Genomic DNA, 24,605 nt, shown 5'->3' with positions numbered 1-24,605 from the left:
TGGCGGGGTGTGCCTCGACGGCTTGGATCAGGAAGGTCTCATAAGGCACCAGTTTGCCACCTCCCGGCGGACGGCCTTGGCGGGCGGGCGCCGGCGAGCCGAACCGCCGCTGGCGCTGCATCAGCTTGATGGCACAGCTGTCACTGACGCCAAAGTGGCGGGCCGCCGTCCGGCAGGAATGGCCCGCCTCGACGAAGGCTGCAACCCGCATACGAAGATCGAGAGAATAGCAGTGACCCATGATCCACCTCCCGTCCGACGAAGTGAATCACAGATCACATCAACCCAGAACCCTAAGAGTCGAATTTCCAGTCCGATGCTTTAGTGCCGCCGAGTGCCTTTGATCGACACTTTGATGAAGAGGGGTGCCTCTATCAACTGGATCTCATTATGGCAGCGTATCCAGCAGGGCTCTGGCCTCATCAAAGTCATGCAGGTCGCCGCGTCTGTCGAACCAACGGCAAATAGGGGCAAGGAGGTCATGAGCTTTCTGGCGCTCGCCCTGCTCGGCCCACAGGCGGGCAAGGTCATGGCTTGCGCGCAGTTCTGCGATCCGGTCACCCTGCTGTCGCGCGTCATGCAGAGCGTCCGAGAGCCACTGTTCGGCACGTTCTGTGGGAACGGTTGAACCTGTTAATGCGTAACAGGCCCTGTGCCTATGCAGCTCTGGGCGAGCCCAGAGCTCGCCCGTCGTTTCTGCGAGGACGAGCGCTTCCCGCAGCATGCCATCCGAACGCGCCCGATCCTCCGCGACGGAGAACGCGTCTGCGACCAGCAGCAAATAGAACGGCATGTTCAGGAGGAATCCGGATTCCCGATGTCGCTCGAACGCATCCGAGATCCTGTCCGGCTCTACCTTTTCACCTGTGCGATACGACGCCCACAGGAACATCACCTCAGCCAAGTATCTCCACTGTCGGACATCGCGCTCCACACAGATGTCTCGAAGCCCCGACGCCAGCCTCTGGACCTCCTTGTAGTTGCCGACAAATGCTTCAAAGATAGAGGAGTGCCGAAGAATGAGGGCCAGGGTCAGCGTATGATCAAGGCGCTTGGCTTCATCCAGCGCATCGGTTACCAGCCTGCGCGCATAGGTGATGTCTCCCAGTCTTAATTTCACGCTTCCAAGATAAGCCTGTGCGGTAATCCTTGGATCATGGCCGAGCTCAAACGCCAGATCCGGCATCTGGACTGTCCCCGCGAGCCTAAGTGCGGTCTCCAGTTCCCGTTCCGCCATAGCGAGGTCCCCCAACCATGACCAGCAGAACCCAACTGCCCGATGGCCGACCAATTGGGGCAGCGTCTCACCGCTGCTGTCACCGAGTGCGACGATGCGTGACGCTATCTCCAGGGCCCGTCCCAACTGTGCCGAGGAAGTACAATAGCTGAACTGGCTGAAGAGCAGCGGCAAGACCCGATCGGTCACGCCCAACTCCTCGCAGAGGGCGAGGGCTCTCTGCGCTGCCTCAGCGGTCCGTTGGTCGGCAAACCCGACGGACATCAACACCGGCACCAAAGCGAGCTGGACATCCAGCTCGAGCCGCCTGGCAGTCTCGGCAGCGGATAGCTCTTTAAGATCGCGCAGCGCCCGCTCAAAGCACCGGATCGCCTCGATGTTTGCGGCACGGTGAGCATTCCGCCTTCCAGCCGTCAGCCATTGCCGGGTGGCTGCTTCCACGACTCCGGCTTCCTCGTAATGATAAGCCAGGACCTCTGACGACACCTCGGCTCCCTGAGCCGCTGCCTGGTCGAGCACCGTTGCGATGCGCTGGTGCACGGACCTCCTCCTTGCCCTGAGCAGGCTCTCGTGGGCGGCGTCGCGAAGGAGGGCATGCTTGAAGGTGTATTGGGCCTCTGGTGGTGTGCCGCGCCGGAAGACGAGTTCCGCAGATGCAAGAAGGTCCATAGCCTTGTTCAGATCCGATTCCGGAAGAGCAGTAACCTCCGCAAGCAGCGCATGGTTAAACTCGCGGCCAATGCAGGCGGCAATTTGTGCCACCTCCTTCGCAGGCCCGAGTCGATCGAGCCGCGCCATGAGCAAACCCTGGAGCGATGACGGAATGGCAGTTCCGGATTGCACAGAAACGTCATATTCGTCGAGCTTTCGCGCATCAAGGACAGCCTTCGCAAGTTCCTCGGCATACAGCGGCACGCCATCTGCATGGTCCAGGATCGTCTCGGTGATGTGAGCCGGCAGTGGCCTGCCCACGACATCAGTGGCAATCTGCGCCGTTGCCTCGCGGGACAGGCGGTTCAGGGTCAGACGGGTCAGTTGCGGATGGGCGACCAGCTGTGGTGCATGGTCCAGGCGGCTGGTGAGGAGAATGAGGACCGGCATCCTTGCTGTCCGACCCAGCGCCTGGTCAAACAGCTCAAGGGTGGTTGGGTCAAGCCAATGAGCGTCCTCAACGACCACGAGCACCGGCCGCTGGCGCGCCCATCCGAGAAGCTGGTCGAGCAGCGTATCGAGGGTCCAGTCTAGCCGCTGCCGCGGTGCATGTTTGGTCATGCCCGCATCAGCACCTACGAGGCCAGTGACTGCGGCAATGAGGTGCAAGGTGTCTTCACACACCTCTGCCGCCTGTTTTAGCAGAAGATACAGCTTTGTCAGTCGCGTATGGGTATCGTCATTTGGTCCAATGCCGGCAGCGAAGGCCAGCTGCTGTCCTATCGGCCATAGAGCTTGGTCGGTGTGGAGCGGTGAGCCTTGATAGCGGAGGCCAATATAGTCCTCCTCTCGCAACGCATCCGTGAGGGCCCGCACGATCCGGGACTTGCCGATCCCGGCTTCTCCGAGGAGCAGGACGCCTTGGCCTTCACCCGCACGCGCCTGACGCCAGCGCTGTACGAGCAAGCCCAACTCGCTCTCACGCCCAACGAGCGGCCGGACGGCGGCGGAATGGGCGTCGAACCGGCTCGGTGCCACCTTCTCGGCACCTAGGGTGAACGCACCGACCGGCTCGGCGATACCCTTCAACTGGGTTGGGCCGAGACCTTCGATCTCGAACAGGCCGTTCAGGAGCTGCCGCGTGGGCTCGTCGATCACCACGGTTCCAGGCTTGGCGACAGCCTGCAAGCGCGCGGCGTGGTTGGGAGCCTCACCGACCACCGCCCGCTCCCGCGCTTCTCCTCGGCCAATGAGGTCACCCACAACGACCAAGCCGGTGGCGATGCCGGCTCGTGCAGCCAGGACTTCGCCTGACGGGGTATGCAGGTCAGCGATCGCGGCCACAACGCTCAACCCAGCCCATGCGGCTCGCTCGGCGTCGTCTTCGTGCGCCTGCGGCCAGCCGAAATAGGCGAGGGCACCGTCGCCCATGAACTTGGCCAAGTGGCCGTCAAACCGTGCGACATTGCCTGCCACGCGGTCTTGGAAAGAGCGGATCAGCTCCCGCATTTCCTCGGGATCCAGGCGGGAGGCCAATGCCGTGGAGCCAATCAGGTCCACGAACATAACCGTGATCTGCCGCCGCTCCGCCTGTTCGTCTGGAGGTATAGATACCGGATGAGAAAATGTGTTCGCGGCCGGCACGCTTTGTCGGGCACTGTCTTCGCGAAGGGCTGCGATCGCCTCCAGGAGCCGCTTGCGATGACCGAGCGGTGTAACACCGATTTCGCGCAGATCCTCCGCGGTGAGGGTAGGCAGCAACGTCGGGTCGATCGCGTTGTCGCGAAATGCCTGCTCGTACTGGCTGAGGTCGAGGCTGCGCAACCAGGCTCCTACGTCCACAGTCTGCCCTCCAAGCAAACGTGACGCTCCGTGGCCACGGCTTCAGCCTACCACCTTTCGGCCTTAGCGGCATCCTTGAGGTCGTTCAGGAAGGTCCTCTCCTGGCCCGAAGGCGACCTTAGCCGTATTTCCGTAGTGCAGCGGGGAAGCAGACCTTCCAAGGCCAACGGTCATCTTCCTGGGTTGACCCACTTTGAACGTTAGCAGCAGCCTACGGGTCGAGCCGATGGAAGTATTCGAAGGCGGAGTGGGCACAGCAACCGCCCAGATACCACCTGTTCATCTGACCCAATTCGTTCAGGAAACCCGAGTGCCGCATCGCCAATTCGCCCCATTGGCGCTATGCTGGGCCGGTGCCGCCCGGATGCCATAGGCGCCGAACCATGTCAGCGGGAATGATGCCAGCGGGACTGGCAAACGCCCTTTCGCACGCACGCCATCTGCCTCTTGGCACACTGGTGTTCCTGCTGGGGGGAGGGCTGGCCCATGCACAGACCCAGGCCACCTCGGCCAGCCCCTTTGCCGGCTTTGCCGGATCATGGTCAGGCAGCGGCACGGTAGCCCTATCAAACGGCACCACCGAGCGGCTCCGCTGCCAAGCCACATACGCAGTGGCGTCCGCCGGCACCAACCTTCGGCAGAACCTTCGCTGTGCGAGCGACAGCTACAACTTTGAGCTCCGGACGGACATCAACGCCGAGGGCGGGCGTGTCGGCGGCGTCTGGGCCGAAACCACGCGTAACATGCAAGGGAGGATCTCCGGCCGGGTCTCGGCTGGCCGGATCGATGCCGTCGCTGAGGGGCCCGGCTTCTCGGCAGGGATCGCTATGGCCCCTCAAGGCGCGCGACAGGCGGTGAGCATCCGCTCCCAGGGCACCGAGCTGTCGCAGGTGTCGGTCACCATGGCCCGGGCCCGGTAGCTGGGATGTTCGATGGCCTCAGGAGTTCTGCGAAGACGGAAACATGGAGACGCAGGCGCGGTATTCCCTGATCGGACTGTTCACACTCTGTGTGATCGCGGCCGCCTTTGCCCTTGTGTACTGGCTGCGCGGCGCCGGCGGGTTCAGCGAACGGGCGACCTATCGGGTTGTGTTCGAGAGTCCCGTCACGGGGGTGCTGCCGGGCTCACCAGTCTTGTTCAACGGCATTGCGGTCGGGGACGTCACGAAGCTTCACCTCAACCCGGATGATCCCCGCCAGGTGATCGCCACGCTCTCTCTCGCCCCCGAAACTCCCGTGAGGGTCGACACCCAAGCCGGCCTCGTGTCCCAAGGCCTCATGGGCGCGCCATCCATCGCCCTCCGGGGCGGCACGCCCGCCGCGCCGCGCCCCAGCTCAACAGGCGGCGCTCCCGTGCTCACGGCCGATCCGGCCGCGACCCAGGACGTGAGCGAGGCGGCACGGGAGGCCTTGCGGCGCCTCGACACCCTCATCGCCGACAATGCGGAACCGCTGCATGGCATCCTTGCCAATCTGAGCACTTTCTCGGAGGCCCTCGCGCGCAATTCCAGCCGCCTCGACCGGATCCTGGAAGCCCTTGAACGCCTTGGCGGCGGAGGGCCCGCCAAGGCACCGGCCAGGATCTATGACCTGTCGGCGCCGCATGCCTTCCCAACTCTCGACAAGGTTGCGAGCGGGCAGCTGACGGTTCCGGAGCCGAGCGCGCTGGTGCTGTTCGACACACAAAAGATCCTCGTGCGGCCGCAGATGGAAGAAAGCCTCGCGCTGGATGCGCAATGGAGTGACAGCCTGCCGAAGCTCCTGCAAGCCAAGATCATCCAGAGCTTCGAGAACGCGAGCTATCCGCAGGCCGTCGCGCGTCCCACGGAAGGTCTCACGGCTGACTACCAGCTCCTGATCGATATCCGCAGCTTTCAGGTGATGCTGCTTCCCGCACCGAACGCCGATGTGGAGTTCTCGGCGAAGATCCTGGCCGGAGACGGACGGCTCGTCGGCTCGCGCATTGTGCACGCGAGCGTTCCGGTTCAGGCCACGGATGCGGCAGCGGCGGCGGCAGGCCTCAATGAGGCCTTCAGCAAGGCTGCGACCGAACTGGTGCTTTGGGTAGCAAGCCTGATTTGAAGGGCGTGGTCTGACGCGGCACCATCAGCGCCTCGGCGACAAGACCCGGCCACCAGTTCTCCTCCAGCAAAGCGGCGAGGGCGATGTGGCAGCCATTGGCGCCGGCCCGGCACCGCAGATGCGACGATCGATGGCACAAAACCCTGCGCTTTTCCATTTCTGGGCATTGCCCTCGGGCTGACCCGCTAGGTCCTGTTGAATGCACGAATGGCCGCTCCTGGCACTTGCCGGAAGTACGCGGAACATCCGCTTTGGATAAGAACATCGGACGTTCCTGTCAGTGAACGAGCTTCACTGCCTGATCCAAAGCAGCTCTTCACACGAAGCCGCGAGGCTGGCTTGTGTACACCTCCGCTCTAGACAGGACGATGGGCTGCCGGCAGGCCCATCGTCCACGCCCGAGTTCGACGGCACTTCGCGCCGAACAGTGTCACAACCACGGGAGGATTGACACAACTTCCCCAAAGGCGCAGCTTCGTTACAATCTGTGCCCGGCGCGATCTGGGATTGATGCGTGACCCCGCGCTTGGCCCATTTGACGGGAGGACAGAATGTCTGCACCGAGCGTGATGAGGCATCTCCTGGCAGCAGCCTTAATCGCGATCCCGTCAGCGGCCTGGGCCAATCCGCTCGATGAGCAAGTCAGAGCAGCCTATTCGGCCTGGAACGCCGCTTTCAACAAAGGTGACACTGAGGCGGTTGCGGCATTCTACACCGGCGACGCGTCCTTTCTGCCCGTCACCCACGACGTCATTCAAGGTCCTGATGGCATCAGGAAGTTCTTCGCAGGTCTTTTCGCTGGCGGGGTCACAGACCACGCTCTCGACCTGATCAGGACTGCGGGAGACGACAAAATCGTGATTGCCGCGGCCAAATGGTCCGCTGCTGGTAAGGACGCTGCCGGGAAGGCGACCCGGTTCAGCGGCATCGCCACCCATGTGTTCGAACGGCAGCCGGACGGCTCCCTAAAGCTCAAGCTGCATACCTTCAACTGATTCAGCTGCCGTCGACTTCCCCGAGAGGTGCCACGGTTTAGACGTCTGAGGAGAGCTGCATGGGGGTTGGAGGCGCGATCACAAGGCGTGGGTTGCTGGCCAGGTCAAGCGCAACGCTCGCCGCAGCGGGCCTCGGTTTCGCTCCGAGGCGGGCGCGTGCCCAGAGAAAGACGCTCAGGATCATGCAGTGGCGGCATTTTGTTCCCGCCTACGATCCCTGGTTCAACGAAACCTTCGCCCGGCAGTGGGGGGACAGGAATGACGTCGACGTCATTGTCGACAACGTCGGCTTTGCTGACCTAACCCCTCGCGCGGCGGCCGAGATCCAAGCCCAGCGGGGACACGACTTAATCCAGTTCGTCACTCCGCATGCCATGCTCGTGGACCACCTCGTCGATCACCGCGAGATCTTTGAGGAGTGTTCCAAGCGCTACGGCAAGCCTACGGATTTCGCGCTCCGGGCCCACTTCAACCCGAAGACCAAGACCTATACCGGTTTCGCTGCCGCCTACCAGCCAGCACTCATCACCTACCGAGGCGATTTGTGGGTCAAGGCTCAAGCGGTTCCGAACACCTGGGACGATGTGCTGACGGGAGCAAGACAGATCAAGCTGCTTGACGGAAAGCCAGCGGGCTTTAGCCTGGCTCCTGAGCACAACTGCGAGCAGACATTGCGCTCAATCCTGTATTCCTTTGGGGCGTCGGAACAGGATGCGGACGGTAGCCCAACGCTGAAGTCCGGGGCGACCTTGGACGCGCTACGCTACGTGAAGAACCTCTTCGAGCAGGCGATGATACCAGACGTGCTCGGGTGGGACGGAGCCTCGAACAACCGGTTCATGCTTACTGGTGAGGGCTGCCTCACGGTCGACAGCCTGTCAATCCCTAGGGCCGCCGAGTCAATGAAGCTGGATTTTGCGGGTGACCTGAGGCTGGCTGCGATGCCAGCCGGACCAGCGGCTCGGCTCGGCTCCTTTGGCTTCTACACCTATTCGATCTGGAAGTTTGCCGAGAACCCTGCAGGCGCCAAGCAGTTCCTGATCGACTATGTCGGCCAATCGCGGGCTGCCTTCCTCGCAAGTGGATTCCAGAACATGCCGTGCTATCCCGACACGGTACCCGACCTTGAAGCATTGACTGGAGGCCCCGGCAACGGCGTAGCAGCGAAATACGGGCTCATGAAGGATGTTGCGTCCTGGACTACGAATACTGGCCATCCCGGATACACGAATCCGGCCGTCAGCGAGGTCTACGCGCGCGGAATTGTCTCGAAGATGTTCGCCGACGTCGCGACCGGTCGGCTAGCCCCGGAGCAGGCGCTGGATGGGGCGGATCGTGAGGAGCGAGCGATCTTCGACAGGTGGCGTGAGCGCGGACAGCTGTGACGACGCCGTGGTGGTAGGAGACGGCGATGGTCGACCGGTAGGAAGGTCCGTATGCGTATTCGTAACAAAATTCTTTTGGCGATGTCGGTGCCGATCGGCCTGCTGGTCGTCCAGGTGATAGCAGTCAATTACTTCGTCCGAGAGCTTCAGAGCGCTGCAAGCTTCATTGCGTCGGCTCACGAGGCTATCGAGGCAGACTTCGACGCGCTGGATCTCGTTGGCAAGCTGCGACAGGAGGTCAGGAAGCTGCCATCGGGAGCAGTCGCCGGCCAAGCAACGTTGTTGGGCAGCCGCTCGCTGCGGCACGAACTGTGGGACAGGCTGGACCGCGCGGTCGGCGCAGTCACGAGCGCAAGCGCCGCCCGACAGATCGACGCGCAGCAACTCCAAGCTCTCCGTGCCGCCCTCGACCAAGCGCGCCAAGACCATGCCCGCTCGGAGGAACTCGCCGCTCTCGCCAACGGAGACATCAACGGCCTCATCCAAGGCGTCATCTACGCGGACCGGGCGCTCCTTGCCCTCGAGGGAGCACTCAACTCAATGGCCGTGGGGCTTCGACGCGAACTGCAGGAGGCCGTCGACCATGAGAGAACGATCCATGACCGGCCGGTCATTGCTGGGATCGTCATCGGCGGCTTGGCTATCTCATTCCTTCTGGCGTTCGCGTGGCTCTACGCCGACCGGCATCTCGCCGGACGGCTGGTCGCTCTGAGCCGCAGCATGCTGGCCATCGCCGCGGGCAACCTGAGGACCCCGCTGCCGGATTCCCATGGCAAAGATGAAATCGCCGCGATGGCCAAGGCTCTGTCGGTCTTTCGTGACACGGCTGTCGAGATCGAGGAGCAGAGCCTGCGCGAGCGCCAAGTGGTGCTCGACACCATCGACTACGGGGTGCTGATCCTCGACCCGGACCTCCGGGTGCGGATGTTCAATCGCGCCTTCCGCGACCTCTGGAGTGTCCCTCAAGATGTGCTGCGCCCGCATGTTGGGGTTGAGGACCTGCTGGGGGCACTCCGGTCCAGTGGCCTGCACGGCGTGTCGGATGAACAGTGGCAGTCCTATGTCGATCGAAGGCTTGCTGAGATCCAAGCCGCCGACGTGCCTCCGAGGGAATGGCATCGACCGGATGGACGCGTGCTGCAGTACGAGGTTGTGGCGCTCCCGGACGGTGGACGGATGCTCACCTACTTCGACCTCACCGACCTCAAGCAGGTGGAAAGCGAGCTGCGGGCAGCTAAGGAGCTGGCCGAGACGGCCAGCCGGGCCAAGTCCGACTTCCTCGCCAGCATGAGTCACGAGCTGCGTACCCCGCTCAACGCGATCATTGGAATAACGGAGATGCTGAAGGAGGACGCTGAGATCGACGGCGACACGCACCTTGACGAGCCGCTCGGGCGCGTGTTGCGGGCGGGCAAGCTCCTGCTCCAGCTGATCAACGAGATTCTTGACCTCGCGAAGATCGAGGCCGGCAAGCTCGAGCTTCAACCTGAGGATATCGACCTTCGCCCGCTGCTGGACGACGTCGTCGACACTGCAAAGCCCCTGGCGGAGAAGCACGCGAACCAGCTCAGGCTAGAGGCGCAGACAGACCTTGGACGGGCGGTGCTCGACCCAATGCGCCTGCGGCAGGTCCTTCTCAACCTCCTCTCGAATGCGTGCAAGTTCACCGAAAGAGGGGAGGTCACACTCTTTGCCAGGCGAGACGGACAGCAAGTCGAGCTCCGGGTGCGCGACACCGGCATGGGGATCGACGCGGATCAGCTGCCACGCCTTTTCCAGGAATTCCATCAAGCCGGGGCCGCGAAGCACCGGAAGTATGGTGGCACCGGGCTGGGCCTCGCCATCAGCAGGCGACTGGTCACGCTCATGGGCGGCGAGATCGAGGCGACGAGTGAGAAAGGGAAAGGATCCGAGTTCATAGTGCGACTGCCGGCGGACACGCCGGTCCAGGCAGTGGCAGCCTAAGGGGCGGAACATGGCGCGCATCCTTTACGTCGAGGACAATGATGACAACATCTACATGTTGCAGAACCGGCTCAGGCGGCAGGGCTTTGACGTGCTGATTGCACGGGACGGGGCAAGCGGTGTCGAGATTGCCAAGGCCGAGTGCCCGGATTTAATCGTAATGGACCTGGGTCTGCCTGTTATGGATGGATGGGAGGCGTCCCGCCGGCTCAAGTCGGATGGCGCCACAAGCCATATCCCAGTGATCGCGCTGTCCGCCCATGCCATGTCGAACGACAGAACGCAGGCACTTGAGGCGGGCTGCGATGAGTATGACGTCAAGCCGGTGGAATGGACGAGGCTCCTGATGAAAATCAGGGCGCTGCTCCCGGCTGAGGACGCGCCATGAACGATGCCGCCATCCTTGTCGTCGATGATGATGACAACAACCAGTTCACGCTGGTCCAACGCCTCGCGCGAGAAGGCTACGCAAACGTCACGACGGCGAGCAACGGCCAGGACGCGCTCGCGCTGCTTTCCCAGAGCCCGTTCGACCTCGTCCTTCTTGACGTAATGATGCCCGGCCTGGACGGCATTGCAGTCCTGACCGCGATCAAAGAGAATCCGCTCCTGAGGCACGTCCCTGTCATCATGATCTCGGCGGCGAGCGACCTCGACCGTGTGGTTCACTGCATCGAGCTCGGGGCGGAAGACTATCTGCCTAAGCCCTTCAACAAGGTGTTGCTCCGGGCTAGGGTCAGAGCAAGCCTGGAGAAGAAGCACCTCCGTGATCAGGAAAGGGCCCACTCGGCGCAGATCGAACACCAGCGGGGACGCCTCAGCGACTTGCTACATGCGATCCTCCCGAGCCCGGCGGTGGCCGAGCTGGAGGCAACCGGCGGCGTGGAGCCGCGGCGGTACCCAGGGGTTGCTGTGCTGTTCTGCGACATCTCCGACTTCACCGCCTACTGCGACCAACATCCACCAGAGACCGTGATCCGGCACCTGCAGCACTTGGTCGAGGAGTTTGAGGAGCTCACCGCCCGCTATGGCATGGAAAAGATAAAGACGGTCGGCGACGCGTTTCTAGCCACTGGCAATCTTTTGCTCCCGCATTCGGACCCGGTCATGGCTGGGCTCTCCTGCGCTTTTGACATGATACAGGCGGCGCGCATCGGACCTGCCAGCTGGGAGCTCCGATGCGGCCTGCACCTTGGGCCAGTGGTCGCCGGAGTAGTTGGCCGGAGTAAGTTTAGCTTCGATCTCTGGGGTGACACCGTGAACGTCGCGGCGCGGCTTGTTACCGTTGGGCAGAGCGGCTACGTCCACCTGAGCGAGCCGGCTTGGAGTCAGATCAGAGGCCGAGCCGATGCGGAACCGCTTGGAATGATCACATTGCGAGGCAAGGGCGCAGTGTCAGTCTTTCGCTGTCTCCGGCTAGGTGCCCCTCAGACCATGCCGGTCCACCCGATCGGGAGCCAGGAGACTGCTTGAACGGCAGCACCGCAGGACTGTCATTTAAACACCTGTTCCAACCACGTTTCAGGAGGACAGGCAGTACGAGATGCGCGTTGGGTAAAGGTCCGCCCTTGGCACTGGGCTGACTTTATCTGGATTGCGGCGTGAGCGGACGTTCTTTCAATCCGCTCTACGTTACACTTTGACTCATCCCGGACTTTGGCCATTCAGATGTATGGGGCTTTAAGGAGTATGTCGCCCACACGATACCTCTCACGCAGGTTCGGTCGCGAAGTTTCGGTGAGGACAGAAAGTAGGCTACTCCACCCGCAGGCCTCACATAGCTGCGAACTGCGGGCGTACTTGTCCAGTCTCTTGCGCAGCATGTGAGCAGCAGAGCAAGCCATAGAGGTTGGCACGCGGCTCTTGGAGACACTGAAGCGCTTGAATGACCACTGACCACCCGGCGTCGGCCAAACTTGATCGTTGAAGATCAACCTTGACAGATGGCCCCAGCTAGAACTGCCCTGCGAGCGCTTGTTGTGCAAAAGTATTCTTGCTCACGGACATGAATTCCAATCGGATGTATTGCTGTCCACCCTCTCATCTTCAAAGCAACCCAAGTAGCTCCTCGCCTTAACGACTCATAGTGATCGGAAGGCCGCCGTCCTGCTGACCACTGGAATGCGAATAGCTGGGTATCCCCGCCCTGAGTGGTAGTCCAAGCCCATGAATGCATCTGTGATGAGGTCGCACTCAAACACAATACCATCGAAGAACTCCGCCAATTCCTCGATTCCCAGGTGCATCTCTCCTGTCCAGAAAATGGGGAAATATCGCTGCCATGGACCATCCTTCAGATCCCTAGGCTGGTCTTTCTTCGCAATCTCCTCTCGGAGTTGATTAAGGAGCCCCTCGCGGGTCCACTCATGAAAATAGCGATGCCGGCTATCTGCCTTGTGGGCCTTGATGGACTTCTTCAGCGACTTCCTATGGACGAAGTCAGTCAGTTCGATTCCACAACGAACACCATTGATCTCCACTTTACAATCAGGTGGGTCTCTCCCTTCGCCTCTGTGACGTAGGTTCGTGAACTGAATGCCAGCTGCCTCCAAGACTGTCCTCGCATCATTCTGTTCGTCCAAGTTGCGGTACTCGCGCGTGGTTGAACGAGCCCCCTGAGCGGGCCGGAGTTGTGCGATGAGTTCGCGAAGCTCCCTCGTCTGATCGTGCATTACGTCCCCTCAGAAAACCCTATGAATTTGACGACGCCACCAAAGACTGTGACTGGCTGAAAAATAGTCTCACTGCCCCACGTGACAGAAGCCGCTTGAGGCTCCTCCCGACAAGCCTTGTCATTTGGCGATAGCCCTTCTGTGAATTGCTGGCGTCCGGTCAGGGGATCTTAAACCCTCCCCTGCTCTATGCTCCCTTCCAGTTTGCTCACTGGGACAATCCATTGCCTAACGAACCTATCGAGAGATCCATATGACCAACCAAGCCATTATCTTCACGGACGGCGCATGCCTGGGAAACCCTGGCCCTGGCGGATACGCTGCAGTGATCACCATTGCAGGTGAAGAGCAGATTATCGTTGGCCGAGATCGCTCCACAACGAACAACAAGATGGAAATGACAGCAGCCATCAAAGCTCTTGGGGCTGTTCCTCAGGGTCTGCCTATCGTGATCCACAGCGACAGCTAGTACGTGATTAAGGGCGCGACCGAGTGGCTCCGTGGGTGGAAGGCCAAAGGGTGGTGCAAGGCTGACGGCAAGCCGGTCATGAACCAGGATCTATGGATGCAGATGGATGCCCTGATGATTGGCCGGAAGATCACATGGAAGTGGGTGAAGGGTCACGCGGGCCACCCCGAAAACGAGCGGGTGGATAGCCTCGCCAATTGGGAAGCCGTGAGGGCCGCGGCAGGAGGTGGAATCGACGGAAAGTGCCCTGGAGCGGCGATAAACTCATAACGATCCCTGAGGTGATGATCTCCATCCACAGGCTCGTTTACCTAAAGGATGCAGAAAGCTGAGCTGTTCAGATACGGTTCACGGGTGCCGCCCGACCCTCCCTGTTAATGCTGGACGGTGCCTGTCACCGTCGCCGGTGAACACAGGGAGGCTCCCATGTTGAGCTGGTCCAAACGGGTCAGTCCCTCTGCCACTTTGATCGCAGTGGCAACATTGCTCGGTGGGTGCGTTACCGGGACTGAGGTCTCCTACAGCGAGTATCAGTACGACCGCTATGGCGGGACTGAGCAGACCTATGAGCGAAATCTTTACGCAGATCCTTCTCGCGGCATCGAGGCTGAGAGATGTAGAACAGTCACCAGACGGCGGATCAACAGCTTTGGTGAGGAGGTTATCAGGCGGGATCGTATCTGTGGTCCAACAGGTGAGATAGAGACCGCAGAACCTTGGGTGGATCGAGCACCTCGCCCGAACGTCTACCCGAGCCCGATCGAGCCCCCACCAGAGGATGTTCATACGTCGAATGAAGGGGTGCGGTCCCAGCCTATCGCGAACAGATTTGAGATCACGCGTTAGATCATCGGCCTCATAGAACAGCGCGTCGCTATACGAGCCACTTCAGCGCATTCTCCAGCATACAGTCTGCCACCGGCTATCAACCTCTTCAGGTTACGTTCGATTAACCATGCGTAGCCAAAGACCTCGCACTGTCCCAATTGCGTCACAAGCTCGACCCAATGCGGAGCTGATGTGAGCACACAACGCGCTCAGAAATTCAGCTAACAATTCGCGAGTACGCTCATGAGTTATGTGAGAAACCAAGTCAGGCTTCAGCTCGATGCAACGGGCATAGGCCTCCTGGTTGCTACGGCAATCGGCTGGGGCCTATTCGTGTACTCCGTCCTTTCTATAGGATCTGAGGAGCACACTCTCCAGAGTGAAAACTCACAGCTTCGGCAGCAGATCGAGACTGTTACCGCAGAGCGCGATCGGCTGGTGAGAGCAAATGATCAGAAAACTCTAGCCGGCCAGGATCTGAACACTATCCTGGTGCGGATCGAAGCAGCAACCGAAGAGCTCCAGCAGCTGGATTCTCTGCGGGCGAACGTTAGTCAGGCGGTTGAGCAAACCCGCCTTCAGTTCACCGGACCGTCTGATCAGGCTGCAGCTATGACGGAAAGTCCTACGGTCAGCATGACGTCAGCTGTTCGTCGTTCCAAGCAGGAGATCCGCACGGCGCAGGAAGCGCTTGTGGACTTCGGGTATGGAACACTGAAAGCTGACGGGTCTTTAGGCCCCTCGACCCGCAAAGCCGTTGAGGCGTTTGAGCGAGCCAAAGGTCTTCCTGTCACAGGCAAACTTGGACCTGCGACCCTTCAGGCATTGAGAACCCACGTCGCCTCCCTTATTCAGTAGTTTGGTCTTTTGAGCCTATTCAGCCCCACCAGCGATAACTGGCGGGAGCCTCATCAGATGACACCACAAGAGCAGCCGAGCCTGAGCGTTCGGCTCAACGGCTAGTCATGGTTCTCATGATGTCGGCTGCTGTTGGCGCTTGTCATGTTCGATTCCGCGTCATGCACCTCATCGATCCGGTTGATCAGTCGGGTTGGTCGAGCGCTGAACTTCTGCATGGCGTCCTGGCGAAGCTAGTCGTCATCTGTAGCCGAGCCGGTGTGATATGCCGCCCTACATACGACATTACCGTGCCATTGGGAGCTATGCTTGCGCTGTCCCCGAATTCGCCCTGCCCTTCCATATACCCTGAGAGCGCTCACCCAACTTGCTGCACAATCAGGCTCGCCCTCCATCAGGGATTGAGCGATCCTGTACAGGTGCGTACCAGCGGAGTTGGCATGACAAATGAAGAACAGGAAGACCTCACGGCGGAGCTCCTGGCGACCAACCAGTCTCTTGTGTTCATTGTGCGGTCGGTCGCGACCCTTGCCACGAAGGAGGGTATCCCGCGGGAGGTGTTCTTTCGAACCTGGCGTGGGGAATGGCACACAGGCTATGGCTCGAACCCGGCTGGTCGGCATTCTGCCTGAACGGCATGCGAGGGTGCGGGAGAATGCCCGTCCCCGGTACGAAGACCCATCATGGCGTGTGCCGCTCCACCCGCTTAATTGCGCTACAGCTGACAGCAGGGCTGATCCCACTTCAATTAGACGTGCCCTGATGAGCGGAGCCGGCTAGGATCAACAGGTGCCAGATCGATCGTGCGGCCTGGCCATCGGTAATGAGATCGGCCATCGCCTCGCCTGTTGCCGGTCTGTTGAGGATCCCCAGGCGCGCTCGCCGGTCGCCACGTAGGCCTTCCTCACACTTGATACTGGATCGATGACGAGGCGCCGCGTGTAGTGCGCAAGGTGAGCCAGAAGCAACACGTGTCGACTGTGTCTGGATCAATGCAGGGCCAAAAGCCAAGCGGGCAAGGCATTCACTCCGGGTTCGCACCGCGCCTTCGCCTTTGCTCAGCGCTTGCTCTCACCGGGTGCAGCCTCCGCTTTCGCTGTGCTGACGCGACGTGCCGGTGCCTGTGGCGGAGTTGGTGGTTTGCGCGCAATCAAGCCAGCTTGGCGAGTTCCGGCCTGCGGCTGACGACCTGCAGATGAGACAGGTTGAGGCGCAGGGCGAGCCATGACTGGCTTGGGCTGAACCAGGACCTTCTCTTGGGCCAAGCGAGCGATCTCTTTCTGGCCAAAACCCGGTGACATGCTGGGACCTAGGACTTCAGTCGTTTGACTTTGAGCTTTATCCCGGTCGGGCAGTGTCAGCCTCTGACCTGCTGGAACTTCGGCAGCCGGCGCCGACGACTGACGTTCAGGCTCCGCCGTCAACCCACGTGATTCAGAAAGCAGGCCCCATCCAGCGACAGCGCCCAATCCCAAGACCACCACGGCGGCTTGGTACCGGCGGGGGAGAGTTCGCGTGAAGGCCTGAAACATCGAAGCTCCCGGAGCAGTAAGACCATGGGTGGAGACAACCATCTGGATCGGAATAGATGGGTGGTGGCGCTCACGAGACCGGCGCCTATATGCCTGACGATAGGTCAATCATGGTGGCTGAACCGTTAAGATACAATGGCGCGATAGGTCGGCTGATGGCTCAAGCTTGTATCGGTTAAATTTTCTCTCGCCTTGGACTTCTCGTCAGAAGGTATGTGGTCGTAATTGTTACAATAGACTATGGATTGATCCTGGGAGGGAGGACTCATAAATGAGAGCCCTGGACGCACTCAGGATGCGACATGGCTTCACGCAAGACGCTGAACGCGAAGAACCTCGAGGCGCTTGGAGCCGAGCGCCTGGCTGAGCTGCTGATTGAGATCAGCCGGGGCAATGCAGCAGCCCAACGCCGCCTGCGGTTGGAACTGGCCGGCGCCGCCAGCCCTGCCGACATGGCGCAGGAGATCCGCAAGCGCCTGACCGCCATTGCCCGATCCCGCTCCTTCGTCGATTGGCGCCAGCGCAAAGCCCTTGTTGCGGATCTTGAGACCCAGAGACGGGCCATCAGTCAGGTAGCCAAAGTCGATGCGGCCGAAGCGCTGGACCTTCTCTGGCGCTTCATGGCGCTTGCTAACCCAATCTTCGGTCGATGTGATGACAGCAGTGGAAGCGTGATTGTGGTCTTTCAGGCCGCCTGCCGTGATCTGGGTGACATTACCAACTCAGCGGATGCCGCCCCCAACCTGCTGGCGGAGCAGGCTTACCGTGCTTTGATCGAGAACGAGTATGGTCAGTATGACGGCCTGATCGAGGTTCTGGCTCCAGCACTCGGCTCAACAGGCCTCGACCATCTCAAGCAGCTCATCCTCAAACTGTCACAGGAGCCGCGGCAGAAACCTCGTGCTGAAGACCGGAAGGTTGTCGGCTGGGGTATGGGTGGTGCCTCATACGCCGATGATCTGGCTGAGCGCCATCGCAGCAGCGTTGTTCGAATGGCGCTGGAGGCGATTGCAGATGCGCAGGGGGATGTGGACGCCTTCATCGCCCAGCAAAGTGAGAAGGCACGAGACGTTCCAAGTGTCGCTGTAGAGATCGCGCAACGGCTCTTGGCTGCAGGCCGCGCTGACGAGGCCTGGACTGCCATCAATGCCATCGATCAGGACCGGCCCGGCTGGATCCCTGTTGAATGGGAGCAAACCCGGATTGAGGTTCTCGAGGCCCTCGGCCGAGCGGATGAGGCGCAGGCGTTTCGCTGGGCCTGCTTCGAGCGCTCGCTCCACCCGGAGCACCTGCGCTCCTATCTCAAGCGCCTGCCCGACTTTGAGGATCTTGAGGCCGAGGAGCGGGCCATCGCTCACGCGCTTGAGCATCCGAGTGTGCACCATGCATTGGGATTTGTGGTGACCTGGCCGGCGCTGGACCAAGCCTCCCACTTCGTGCTCAGCCGTGCCGACGAACTCAATGGCGACTTCTACGAGATCCTAGCACCGGCCGCGGCTGTGCTGGAAGCCAAGCACCCTCTTGCTGCCACCGTTATCCGCCGGGCTTTGATCGACTTTGCCCTAGAGTACAACCGGACCAAGCGGTATCAGCACGCCGCTCGCCACCTTGAGGAGTGCGAAAACCTTGCTGGCCGGATCGAAGATTTCGGGAGGTTCGAGGCTCATGAGGCCTATGTGAAACGCCTCAAAGCCCACCATGGCCGCAAAAGCTCGTTCTGGAGCTTGGTCATGTGAGAACGGCACGACTGGTTCTGCTGCGCTGCCGTACCCACCAGGGACAAGCTGGAAAGATGCAAGGTCACTGGATAAAGCCGCCGGATAGGGGCTGATGCTTGACGCCGAAACATAGGTTTGCTCAGGTCGTCAACAAAGCTCACGAGAAGAATAGCCCATGAGCCCATCGTCACAGTGGACCCTCTACATCGCCCGCCCCGGACGAGATCGGCAGCACGTCATCCGGGATCCTCAAGGCAAGCCTCGGATCATCTTTGGCGAAGACGATGGCACGAGGATCAACGACCGTCTCGCCAGGTATCTTGTCGAGAGCCTGAATGCGGGTCTCGATGTAGAAGACCCGAGTCCAGATGAGGGCTGGTTCCTGGACAGCCCGGAAGAAGACGCCGAGCAGGATCCGGCCATTCTCGTTTGTGATCCTGATTTCGAGATCCGATTGGAGATCCTCGACACAGACAGCCTTGAAGAGGATCAGGCGCTGGGCCGAAAGGTGGTAGCTCTGATCAATACCTACTTGATCCAGAATGATGTTTCCCATCCAAGCGCTTCCTCCGGCGGCTCTTCACCAGAAAAGCAGCAAACCCGATCCAAACGTTGAACGATGGAGCAGATGGAAGCCCCGTAGCCAAGCACTCATGCCTCGGCATGGATCGCCGATCTCTTGCCAACATAAGCGTTCAACGAGAATTCGGCTTTCCGGGATGAGGTGAGTCCATTCGTCTTGCCCGTCTTCTGCCAGATGGGGAGCATAAGGATCTGTGGGGCAGCGGTGAGAGGACGGGTGTAGAAGGCCGATCCTGAGCCTGATCAACCGCGTGACCGAAAGGCATTCACTACAACACGCTGGAAGATGCCCAACAATTTCATATGCTCGCTGATCTGACTGCGTCTTATGTCCCCTGGGCGTGCTGCACGTTCTTGATGAGTTCCTCAAGCGCAGGACCGGGTCCCTCATCATGTTGTGTCAGATAAACAGCCGCTTTGCCCAAGCTGGTGAAGTCGGCCTGCTGAAAATCCTCTGGCGTGTACGAGGCCAAGATCTCAAGCGCCAGATCTTCCGCCAAGGCTCGGATCAGCTCGACTTCGGGGGTCATGCTAGATCTCACGTTCTGCTGCAGCAGCTTACCAGCGCCGTTCAATCCAGGCCAGTCCTCGTCAGGTCGTGCCGGCTGGGCAATAGCCCAAAACGGCTCTTACCTGCTCCATCCAGCAACACGGGCCTCACCACTCGACCGAACTGACCTAGGCGCCGGACACATTGTGCGAACACCACGCGCTCAGAAGTCTGATCCAATCACTTCTTCGGTCGTTACGCGAAAGTCGACCAGGGTGCCAGGACCAAACGTGAGGGTCAGCGGCACGTCGGCAGCATCGCGGCCGCGGGCGATCAGAATCCTGCCGATGCGCGGATCATTGTTGCGGGGATCGAACGTGTGCCAGCGCCCACCCAGAAAGACCTCGATCCAGGCGGCAAAGTCCTGCGGTGCATGAGGCGGCGGAAGGCCGATGTCGCTGATGTAGCCCGTACAGTAACGGGCCGGGATGTTGAGGCAGCGGCAGAACGTGAGCGCCAGATGAGCATAGTCGCGGCACACGCCGCGCCTTTCGTCATATGCTTCAGCAGCGGTACGCGTTGCGCGCGAGTGCTCGTAGCCGAAGGTGATATGATCGTGCACGTAGTCGCAGATCGCCTGCACGCGAGCCCAACCCAACGGAGTTGATCCAAAGAGGCTCCAGGCGACGTCGGCGAGATGATCCGTCTCGCAGTAGCGGCTGCCCAACAGGTAGAGCAGGGTCTCTGCGGGAAGGTTCTGGATTTGGACCTGCTCAGCACTTCGATCCATCGTGTCCCACTGGCCCGTGTCGCGGACCACGGTTTCGGTTTTGAGGGTGAGCCTTCCGGCCGGTGCCATGAGACGGTTGCACCAGTTCCCGAAGCTGTCCCGGTATCCCTCCACAGGAATAGATGGGGTTGTGATGAGGTAGTCTGGCCGCTCTAGGTCGGACACCCTTGACGAGTGCACGTTGAGCGTCACGATCATCGGCGTGACTTGCTCGAGCTCGTAGGCTATCTCGCAGCCGACCCGAATGCGCATGATCCCTCCTCCGCAACGCCGGGGACTCCGATGCCTGACCTCAAGCCGATCAGGCCGGTGGCCCACGTCTGGTCCGATCACGGTCCTGCTCACGACCGCCAGCCTCAGGCTGGTAGCTGGGCGGAGCCAGACCGCGAGAGCTCGCCAGCCGACGGCATTATCATGCCCCAAGGGCCGTTTAGCCAGGGCGACCTTGCGAGGCTCGGCACAGCTAAGCCACTGCGGTCGAGCGTGGTAGGATCTGTCTCTGCTCAATCCTCATCAGCCTCGCCCGGATCGGTGACATCCACCAGGAATACGATCAGCGGCGCATCATCCTCGACGCCTGCGGACTCCTCGTCCTCGTCGATGGCTTCGAATTCAACAATCTCCGACTCAGATGCCGGTCTGATGCTCAGCGTCGCGAAGCCGTCCCACAGCGGTGCGCCCTCGCTCTCGAGGATCTTGAGGTCCTGCTTGAAATCGTCGCTCATGAAGAGGTCTCGGGCTTCATCCTCATCGGCGTTTGTGACAGCGATCGGTTTGTCGCAGATGGTCAACGTGAACATGGGGGCTCCTTCTCATGAGCTTGCGGGCTTCTGAAGCTAACGTTTAACCGAACTGGTCGCAGCCGACCGCAGAAGGCAACCTCGTCGAACGGGAGGGCAGAGCGAGATCACAAAGGCCGATCGGCAACGTTTCGTAGCCGTGCTGTCTCAGGTCGTTGGGCGGGTGTTGTTCGCCGTCTGCTTCTTCACCATATGGATCGCCTCATTGGTATCCCGACCAGGAACCTCGGCCCCAAGGCCGTGAAGCAAGCGGCTCAGCCTGCCATACGAAGTTGGGCAATGAGCTCGCCGATCGCAGGAGACAGCTTGCCCCTGTGGACGAGGAGGAACTGGGGCGGTCGATCGTCACGACCCCCGGCAGCGACATAGCTCCCGCCGTAAGATTGGCGCTTAAAACGGGAGGTGCAGCGAAACGCTGTTCTGGGCAGCGATGAGGCACCTCGGTGACTGTTTGGGCAGTCTGGCAATGGTCCTGTTGTCAGGCTGCCCAGCAGCCTTTCCGTACTCTCGAAGCTTTGTGGCAAGAACATCGCCGCCCACATCGAGGTTTTTGGTGCCATCGGGATGAATCTGCAGATCTGGATGCAGGACCCGGGACTTCTGAAGCAAGAGCGCCGGCGCAACAGCGACTCCCGCCTCAGCACCTAACTCTTCTTGGCAGGATTGATGTGGGATACAAACATTTCCTGCAGCTGTTCAAAGCCCTTGACCGTTGTCGGGAGCCAAGCACTGATCATCGTATTGGGGTCCAACGTTTTCAAGTTGGCGGACAGGCGCTCCTGCATCTCGCTCATCAGGTGCTCCTGCATGGGCTGCACATCCGGCAAGCCGAAGAAGGCTCGTGCTTCCTCTGGTGTGCACTCGACGTTCATGGTGACCTTCATCTCGAACGATCCTCTTCCAGTTCAGCCGTCCGGCGAGCGTGGATCCGTACGACAGCAGCGATCAAGAGCGGTGAACTTGAAGTTGGCGCTCCAGTTGCAGTCCCTGACGTAGCCCGCACTCTTCTTGCGTTTGCGAGCACACAGGTCGCGGTTCCCGACCACGACCTGTGTGCAAGTTAAGGCGTTGCTATCGTGAGCTTACTTGCGGTTGTAGGCGAGTGCGGGCCGCTTTCGGCCGGAGCGCTCGTTCTCGTCGGACTGTGTGATCTCGATCTCGTCGCGACGGACGGTGTCCCGCACGGTCTCGGTCCGTTGGGTCCGCTCCCTGCGCACGACGACCTCTTCCCGCACCTTCACGCTCTTGCCAACCACCGGCACCTCAGACGTCTGGATCATCTCGATCGTGACTTCGGTCAGGGTCTCTCCGGTCACGGCGTCGGTGACCGGCTTGCGCCGCTCCACAATGACCTTCTCATCATACAGCGACACCTGCTGCTGAACCGGGGTTTCCACGACGAAGCGGCGCACGGTGGTGGTGCCGCTGGTCACGGTTTGCTTGCCCACCACCAAGGTCTCCTCGGCGAGCGGGATGACCTCCTCCGCCTGTGAGGATGGTTGGCCATTGCTGGGTCGAGCCACGGCACGGCCCAGCGGAGCCGTCCAGAGGTTGAACATCGAATCCCAGAGGATCGAGCCGGTGCTCATGGGCGCTGACGCGACCCGCTGAGCGACCTCTGCCGTACTCCGGACCATCTGCCTGGCACTCTCGGCGGCGACCTCGCCCGTCCGCGCGACAGCGTCCACGGTCTGCCGGACGGCCACACGGGCCTCCTGCTCGCGCTCCGCCTCGTCCTCCTGTTCAGCAAGACGCCTGGCTTCCTGCTCGCGCTCGAGCCTCGCCTCGATACGGCGATGCTCGGCCTCTACCTGCCGGGCTTCCTCGATCTCGGCCTTCTCAGCCTCAATCTTCTCGACGATCACCTGGGCCTCTTCGTCGCTCAGCGCCTTCAGGACCGCCGGCAGCAGCTCGTTCTTTTCGTCCCGCACACTCTGCTGATGAACCTTGCGCAGCTCGGCCACCTTGGTGGCGAACTCCTCGCTGTCCTTGGGCGTGGCCTCAAGCTCGTCGAGAAGGATTCTAGTTTGTTTGTTGTCGGCGAGCGCCGCAGAGACGAGCCCCTTGGTGGCCTTGTGCTTCCGGAGCACCGGGAACAGGTGTTCCTCTTCGAGCCTGGCGAGCAGATCCAGCTCCGCCTTGAGATCCGCAAACAGCCTCTCGCGCGTCTTGATCGCACCGTCCGAGGTGTCGACGAGCTTGGCGAAAAGCTCATTCGCCTTGGCCGGACCGGTCTGGAGCAATTGTCTGATGGTCGTCATATCGTCCTCATGAAAATTTGGAGCCAGACGCAATACTGAGTGGTGACGCGCGTACCCCCGCCGCTCTTCAAGCGCCACAGCGGCAGGGCGCAGTAATGGCCCTCCGATGGGATTGGACCAGGAAATCAACTGAACGTTGAAGAGATACGCAGGCGTTAGGAACTCTATTTCGCAACTGCGAGCGGTTTTGTTGCATTGCACCATGGCAACGGCCGTAAAGCTGAACGGTTCCCTGCGGATGACTGTTTCTTGAGCGCATTGATCGTGCCTTACTCTGTAAGCTGCGAGTATCTGACATCAGAGTTTCCGACAGTGATTATGACCACGTTGTCGGGGATGAGGGTCGATGCTCCCGGGTTACGGCCGCCAGAACCCGCGGCTTGGTTGCTCGATCCAGCTCCGGTGGTGGCAGTCGTTGCAGAGGCAGAGCCCATTGGGCCAGACAACGGCTGGACGCGAATATTGTTCTGAACGTGCTTGACACCGAAACCTGCTCCGCGATGTCCTCCGCTCGCCGCTTGGCCTCCCGGGAGTCCACCGTCCCGGAGAGCGTCACCTCGATCTCGGAGGCATCCACATGCGGATCGTCGCTCAGGCGGTCATTCACATCCTCGCGAATGCGCTCGTCGGAGCGTGTATAGCCCTTTGGACCACGTCCACGATGTTGACCTCCATGCTGCTCATCCATGCGGCGACGGCGCTCCGCATCATCATCACCGAACCAGGACGAGACCTCTAACTTGAGATTTCATCCTCTCAGAATCTCACGCCAAAATGCCCAGGACTTCTCAGAATTCTGGAATCTCACGCCAAAGTGCCTAGCGACACCGGCCATTCTTGATCTCCTTCACCCGGTTTGACCGCTGGCTGAAGATGATGAGATTGGCCGGCGTCACTTCGGCGGTATAGCGGTGATGACCCAACCAAACCAGCGGTTTGGTGGTAGCCGTCAAAGCGTCACAATCGGGGCTAAGCTCGGGTGTGCGTCCTCTCATGATCCATGCTTCCGGGACGTTGCGCGGATCTCGAGACCGCGACGACGGCCGATCTCCCAAGTCTCTTTGACGTCATGCTCGTGCCCGTCAAAGGCGATCCGGTCGGCCGGTGGTATCCCTTCCATGAACCGAACGCGGAAGATCATGATGGACTCAGCCGCCACTCCGGTGGAACGCAAGAACTCCTCGGAACTGGCCTGGACGATCTGCGCCTTAAGGGTCCGGATGGGCGCTCACGCCTCATGCGAGACGCCATACTCGTCCAGGGTTTCGACCAGGCGCTCGATCGTGATGCTCTTGTCTAATTTGCCGGCCCTCCCAGCGAGCCCTCCTCAATCGTCGCCGCGAGGGTCGCGACGCCGTGCGCGGTCGCGCCATCAGGCTCACGCATGAAGCAGTTGGGTTTTGTCACATCAAGGAGTCATACTTGCCTATACTGTTCCTCCCGCGAAT

The 24,605-nt window shown here is 60.7% G+C and carries 20 protein-coding genes and 2 pseudogenes; 11 read left to right on the top strand and 11 right to left on the bottom strand.

The features are described 5' to 3' along the window. The coding region (locus DRB19_RS15350) for an IS630 transposase-related protein (RefSeq protein ID WP_245439450.1) at positions 1-241 on the bottom strand (241 nt) is incomplete at its 3' end. A 147-nt stretch (positions 242-388) separates the two neighbouring features. Next, positions 389-3,730: an ATP-binding protein gene (locus DRB19_RS15345; protein ID WP_162815709.1), complete on the bottom strand. Its 3,342-nt coding sequence runs from the start codon at positions 3,728-3,730 to the stop codon at positions 389-391. A 383-nt stretch (positions 3,731-4,113) separates the two neighbouring features. On the opposite strand from DRB19_RS15345, the gene DRB19_RS15340 reads away from it, so the two are divergent. The 7 genes from DRB19_RS15340 to DRB19_RS15310 all read left to right on the top strand — a co-directional run bounded on the left by DRB19_RS15340 (position 4,114) and on the right by DRB19_RS15310 (position 11,630). Beyond that, positions 4,114-4,650, top strand: coding sequence for a hypothetical protein (locus DRB19_RS15340; RefSeq protein WP_245439532.1), 537 nt, complete (start codon positions 4,114-4,116; stop codon positions 4,648-4,650). 43 nt (positions 4,651-4,693) lie between these two features. Continuing rightward, positions 4,694-5,812, top strand: a complete 1,119-nt coding sequence (locus DRB19_RS15335; RefSeq protein WP_114186901.1) for an ABC-type transport auxiliary lipoprotein family protein — start codon at positions 4,694-4,696, stop codon at positions 5,810-5,812. A 569-nt stretch (positions 5,813-6,381) separates the two neighbouring features. Next, complete coding sequence (locus DRB19_RS15330) at positions 6,382-6,807, top strand: YybH family protein (RefSeq protein WP_114186908.1); 426 nt, start codon at positions 6,382-6,384, stop codon at positions 6,805-6,807. Between the two features lie 59 nt (positions 6,808-6,866). Then, the gene (locus DRB19_RS15325) at positions 6,867-8,192 is read left to right on the top strand and encodes an ABC transporter substrate-binding protein (RefSeq protein WP_114186900.1); all 1,326 of its coding nucleotides are present in this window, start codon (positions 6,867-6,869) and stop codon (positions 8,190-8,192) included. A 51-nt stretch (positions 8,193-8,243) separates the two neighbouring features. Next, a complete protein-coding gene (locus tag DRB19_RS15320; RefSeq protein WP_114186899.1) occupies positions 8,244-10,157 on the top strand; it encodes an ATP-binding protein in 1,914 nt (637 codons plus the stop codon). 10 nt (positions 10,158-10,167) lie between these two features. After that, positions 10,168-10,545, top strand: a complete 378-nt coding sequence (locus DRB19_RS15315; protein ID WP_114186898.1) for a response regulator — start codon at positions 10,168-10,170, stop codon at positions 10,543-10,545. Continuing rightward, positions 10,542-11,630: an adenylate/guanylate cyclase domain-containing protein gene (locus DRB19_RS15310; RefSeq protein ID WP_114186897.1), complete on the top strand. Its 1,089-nt coding sequence runs from the start codon at positions 10,542-10,544 to the stop codon at positions 11,628-11,630. Before DRB19_RS15315 ends, DRB19_RS15310 begins: the two co-directional genes overlap by 4 nt. Positions 11,631-12,238: 608 nt before the next feature. Here DRB19_RS15310 and DRB19_RS15305 read toward each other — a convergent pair. Next, positions 12,239-12,829, bottom strand: a complete 591-nt coding sequence (locus DRB19_RS15305) for a hypothetical protein (protein WP_114186896.1) — start codon at positions 12,827-12,829, stop codon at positions 12,239-12,241. 253 nt (positions 12,830-13,082) lie between these two features. Between DRB19_RS15305 and rnhA the strand changes: the two are divergent. From rnhA to DRB19_RS15285, 4 genes and pseudogenes are all read left to right on the top strand, one after another. Continuing rightward, positions 13,083-13,568 (top strand): annotated as a pseudogene (gene rnhA, locus DRB19_RS15300) (ribonuclease HI). A gap of 891 nt (positions 13,569-14,459) precedes the next feature. Next, complete coding sequence (locus DRB19_RS30785) at positions 14,460-14,984, top strand: peptidoglycan-binding domain-containing protein (RefSeq protein ID WP_245439528.1); 525 nt, start codon at positions 14,460-14,462, stop codon at positions 14,982-14,984. 440 nt (positions 14,985-15,424) lie between these two features. Further along, entirely contained in the window at positions 15,425-15,616 is a 192-nt protein-coding gene (locus tag DRB19_RS15290) for a hypothetical protein (protein WP_114186895.1), read from the top strand. 1,202 nt (positions 15,617-16,818) lie between these two features. Continuing rightward, positions 16,819-18,252 (top strand): DUF6880 family protein, encoded by a 1,434-nt coding sequence (locus DRB19_RS15285; protein WP_114186894.1) that lies wholly within the window; start codon positions 16,819-16,821, stop codon positions 18,250-18,252. A gap of 169 nt (positions 18,253-18,421) precedes the next feature. On the opposite strand, the gene DRB19_RS15280 is transcribed toward DRB19_RS15285, so the two are convergent. The 8 genes and pseudogenes from DRB19_RS15280 to DRB19_RS31140 all read right to left on the bottom strand — a co-directional run bounded on the left by DRB19_RS15280 (position 18,422) and on the right by DRB19_RS31140 (position 24,331). Further along, a complete protein-coding gene (locus DRB19_RS15280; protein ID WP_114186893.1) occupies positions 18,422-18,790 on the bottom strand; it encodes a hypothetical protein in 369 nt (122 codons plus the stop codon). Positions 18,791-19,142: 352 nt separating this feature from the next. After that, positions 19,143-19,346, bottom strand: a complete 204-nt coding sequence (locus DRB19_RS15275) for a hypothetical protein (protein WP_114186892.1) — start codon at positions 19,344-19,346, stop codon at positions 19,143-19,145. A gap of 183 nt (positions 19,347-19,529) precedes the next feature. After that, complete coding sequence (locus DRB19_RS15270; protein ID WP_114186891.1) at positions 19,530-20,348, bottom strand: transglutaminase-like domain-containing protein; 819 nt, start codon at positions 20,346-20,348, stop codon at positions 19,530-19,532. A gap of 251 nt (positions 20,349-20,599) precedes the next feature. Next, positions 20,600-20,896: a hypothetical protein gene (locus tag DRB19_RS15265; RefSeq protein ID WP_114186890.1), complete on the bottom strand. Its 297-nt coding sequence runs from the start codon at positions 20,894-20,896 to the stop codon at positions 20,600-20,602. Between the two features lie 644 nt (positions 20,897-21,540). Beyond that, positions 21,541-21,780, bottom strand: coding sequence for a DUF6489 family protein (locus tag DRB19_RS15260; protein ID WP_114186889.1), 240 nt, complete (start codon positions 21,778-21,780; stop codon positions 21,541-21,543). A 198-nt stretch (positions 21,781-21,978) separates the two neighbouring features. Further along, a complete protein-coding gene (locus DRB19_RS15255) occupies positions 21,979-23,157 on the bottom strand; it encodes a DUF2382 domain-containing protein (protein WP_114186888.1) in 1,179 nt (392 codons plus the stop codon). Positions 23,158-23,603: 446 nt separating this feature from the next. Further along, positions 23,604-23,893: pseudogene (locus tag DRB19_RS31145) on the bottom strand (BON domain-containing protein); the annotation flags it as partial. A 255-nt stretch (positions 23,894-24,148) separates the two neighbouring features. Next, positions 24,149-24,331: a head-tail adaptor protein gene (locus tag DRB19_RS31140; RefSeq protein WP_245439526.1), complete on the bottom strand. Its 183-nt coding sequence runs from the start codon at positions 24,329-24,331 to the stop codon at positions 24,149-24,151. Between the last annotated feature and the right edge of the window lie 274 nt (positions 24,332-24,605).

The sequence above is a fragment of the Microvirga aerophila genome, assembly GCF_003332305.1.
GTDB classification, from domain to species: Bacteria; Pseudomonadota; Alphaproteobacteria; order Rhizobiales; family Beijerinckiaceae; genus Microvirga; species Microvirga aerophila.
Note: the sequence above shows the minus strand (reverse complement) of the source record. Positions and strands in the feature narration are given on the sequence as shown.

Bases quoted from the DNA above. Each gene is read 5' to 3' on its own strand.
- DRB19_RS15340 (WP_245439532.1), top strand. From the start codon at position 4,114: ATGTCAGCGGGAATGATGCCAGCGGGACTGGCAAACGCCCTTTCGCAC.
- DRB19_RS15335 (WP_114186901.1), top strand. From the start codon at position 4,694: ATGGAGACGCAGGCGCGGTATTCCCTGATCGGACTGTTCACACTCTGT.
- DRB19_RS15330 (WP_114186908.1), top strand. From the start codon at position 6,382: ATGAGGCATCTCCTGGCAGCAGCCTTAATCGCGATCCCGTCAGCGGCC.
- DRB19_RS15325 (WP_114186900.1), top strand. From the start codon at position 6,867: ATGGGGGTTGGAGGCGCGATCACAAGGCGTGGGTTGCTGGCCAGGTCA.
- DRB19_RS15320 (WP_114186899.1), top strand. From the start codon at position 8,244: ATGCGTATTCGTAACAAAATTCTTTTGGCGATGTCGGTGCCGATCGGC.
- DRB19_RS15315 (WP_114186898.1), top strand. From the start codon at position 10,168: ATGGCGCGCATCCTTTACGTCGAGGACAATGATGACAACATCTACATG.
- DRB19_RS15310 (WP_114186897.1), top strand. From the start codon at position 10,542: ATGAACGATGCCGCCATCCTTGTCGTCGATGATGATGACAACAACCAG.
- DRB19_RS15305 (WP_114186896.1), bottom strand. From the start codon at position 12,829: ATGCACGATCAGACGAGGGAGCTTCGCGAACTCATCGCACAACTCCGG.
- DRB19_RS15290 (WP_114186895.1), top strand. From the start codon at position 15,425: ATGACAAATGAAGAACAGGAAGACCTCACGGCGGAGCTCCTGGCGACC.
- DRB19_RS15285 (WP_114186894.1), top strand. From the start codon at position 16,819: ATGGCTTCACGCAAGACGCTGAACGCGAAGAACCTCGAGGCGCTTGGA.
- DRB19_RS15280 (WP_114186893.1), bottom strand. From the start codon at position 18,790: ATGGGAAACATCATTCTGGATCAAGTAGGTATTGATCAGAGCTACCAC.
- DRB19_RS15275 (WP_114186892.1), bottom strand. From the start codon at position 19,346: ATGACCCCCGAAGTCGAGCTGATCCGAGCCTTGGCGGAAGATCTGGCG.
- DRB19_RS15270 (WP_114186891.1), bottom strand. From the start codon at position 20,348: ATGCGCATTCGGGTCGGCTGCGAGATAGCCTACGAGCTCGAGCAAGTC.
- DRB19_RS15265 (WP_114186890.1), bottom strand. From the start codon at position 20,896: ATGTTCACGTTGACCATCTGCGACAAACCGATCGCTGTCACAAACGCC.
- DRB19_RS15260 (WP_114186889.1), bottom strand. From the start codon at position 21,780: ATGAAGGTCACCATGAACGTCGAGTGCACACCAGAGGAAGCACGAGCC.
- DRB19_RS15255 (WP_114186888.1), bottom strand. From the start codon at position 23,157: ATGACGACCATCAGACAATTGCTCCAGACCGGTCCGGCCAAGGCGAAT.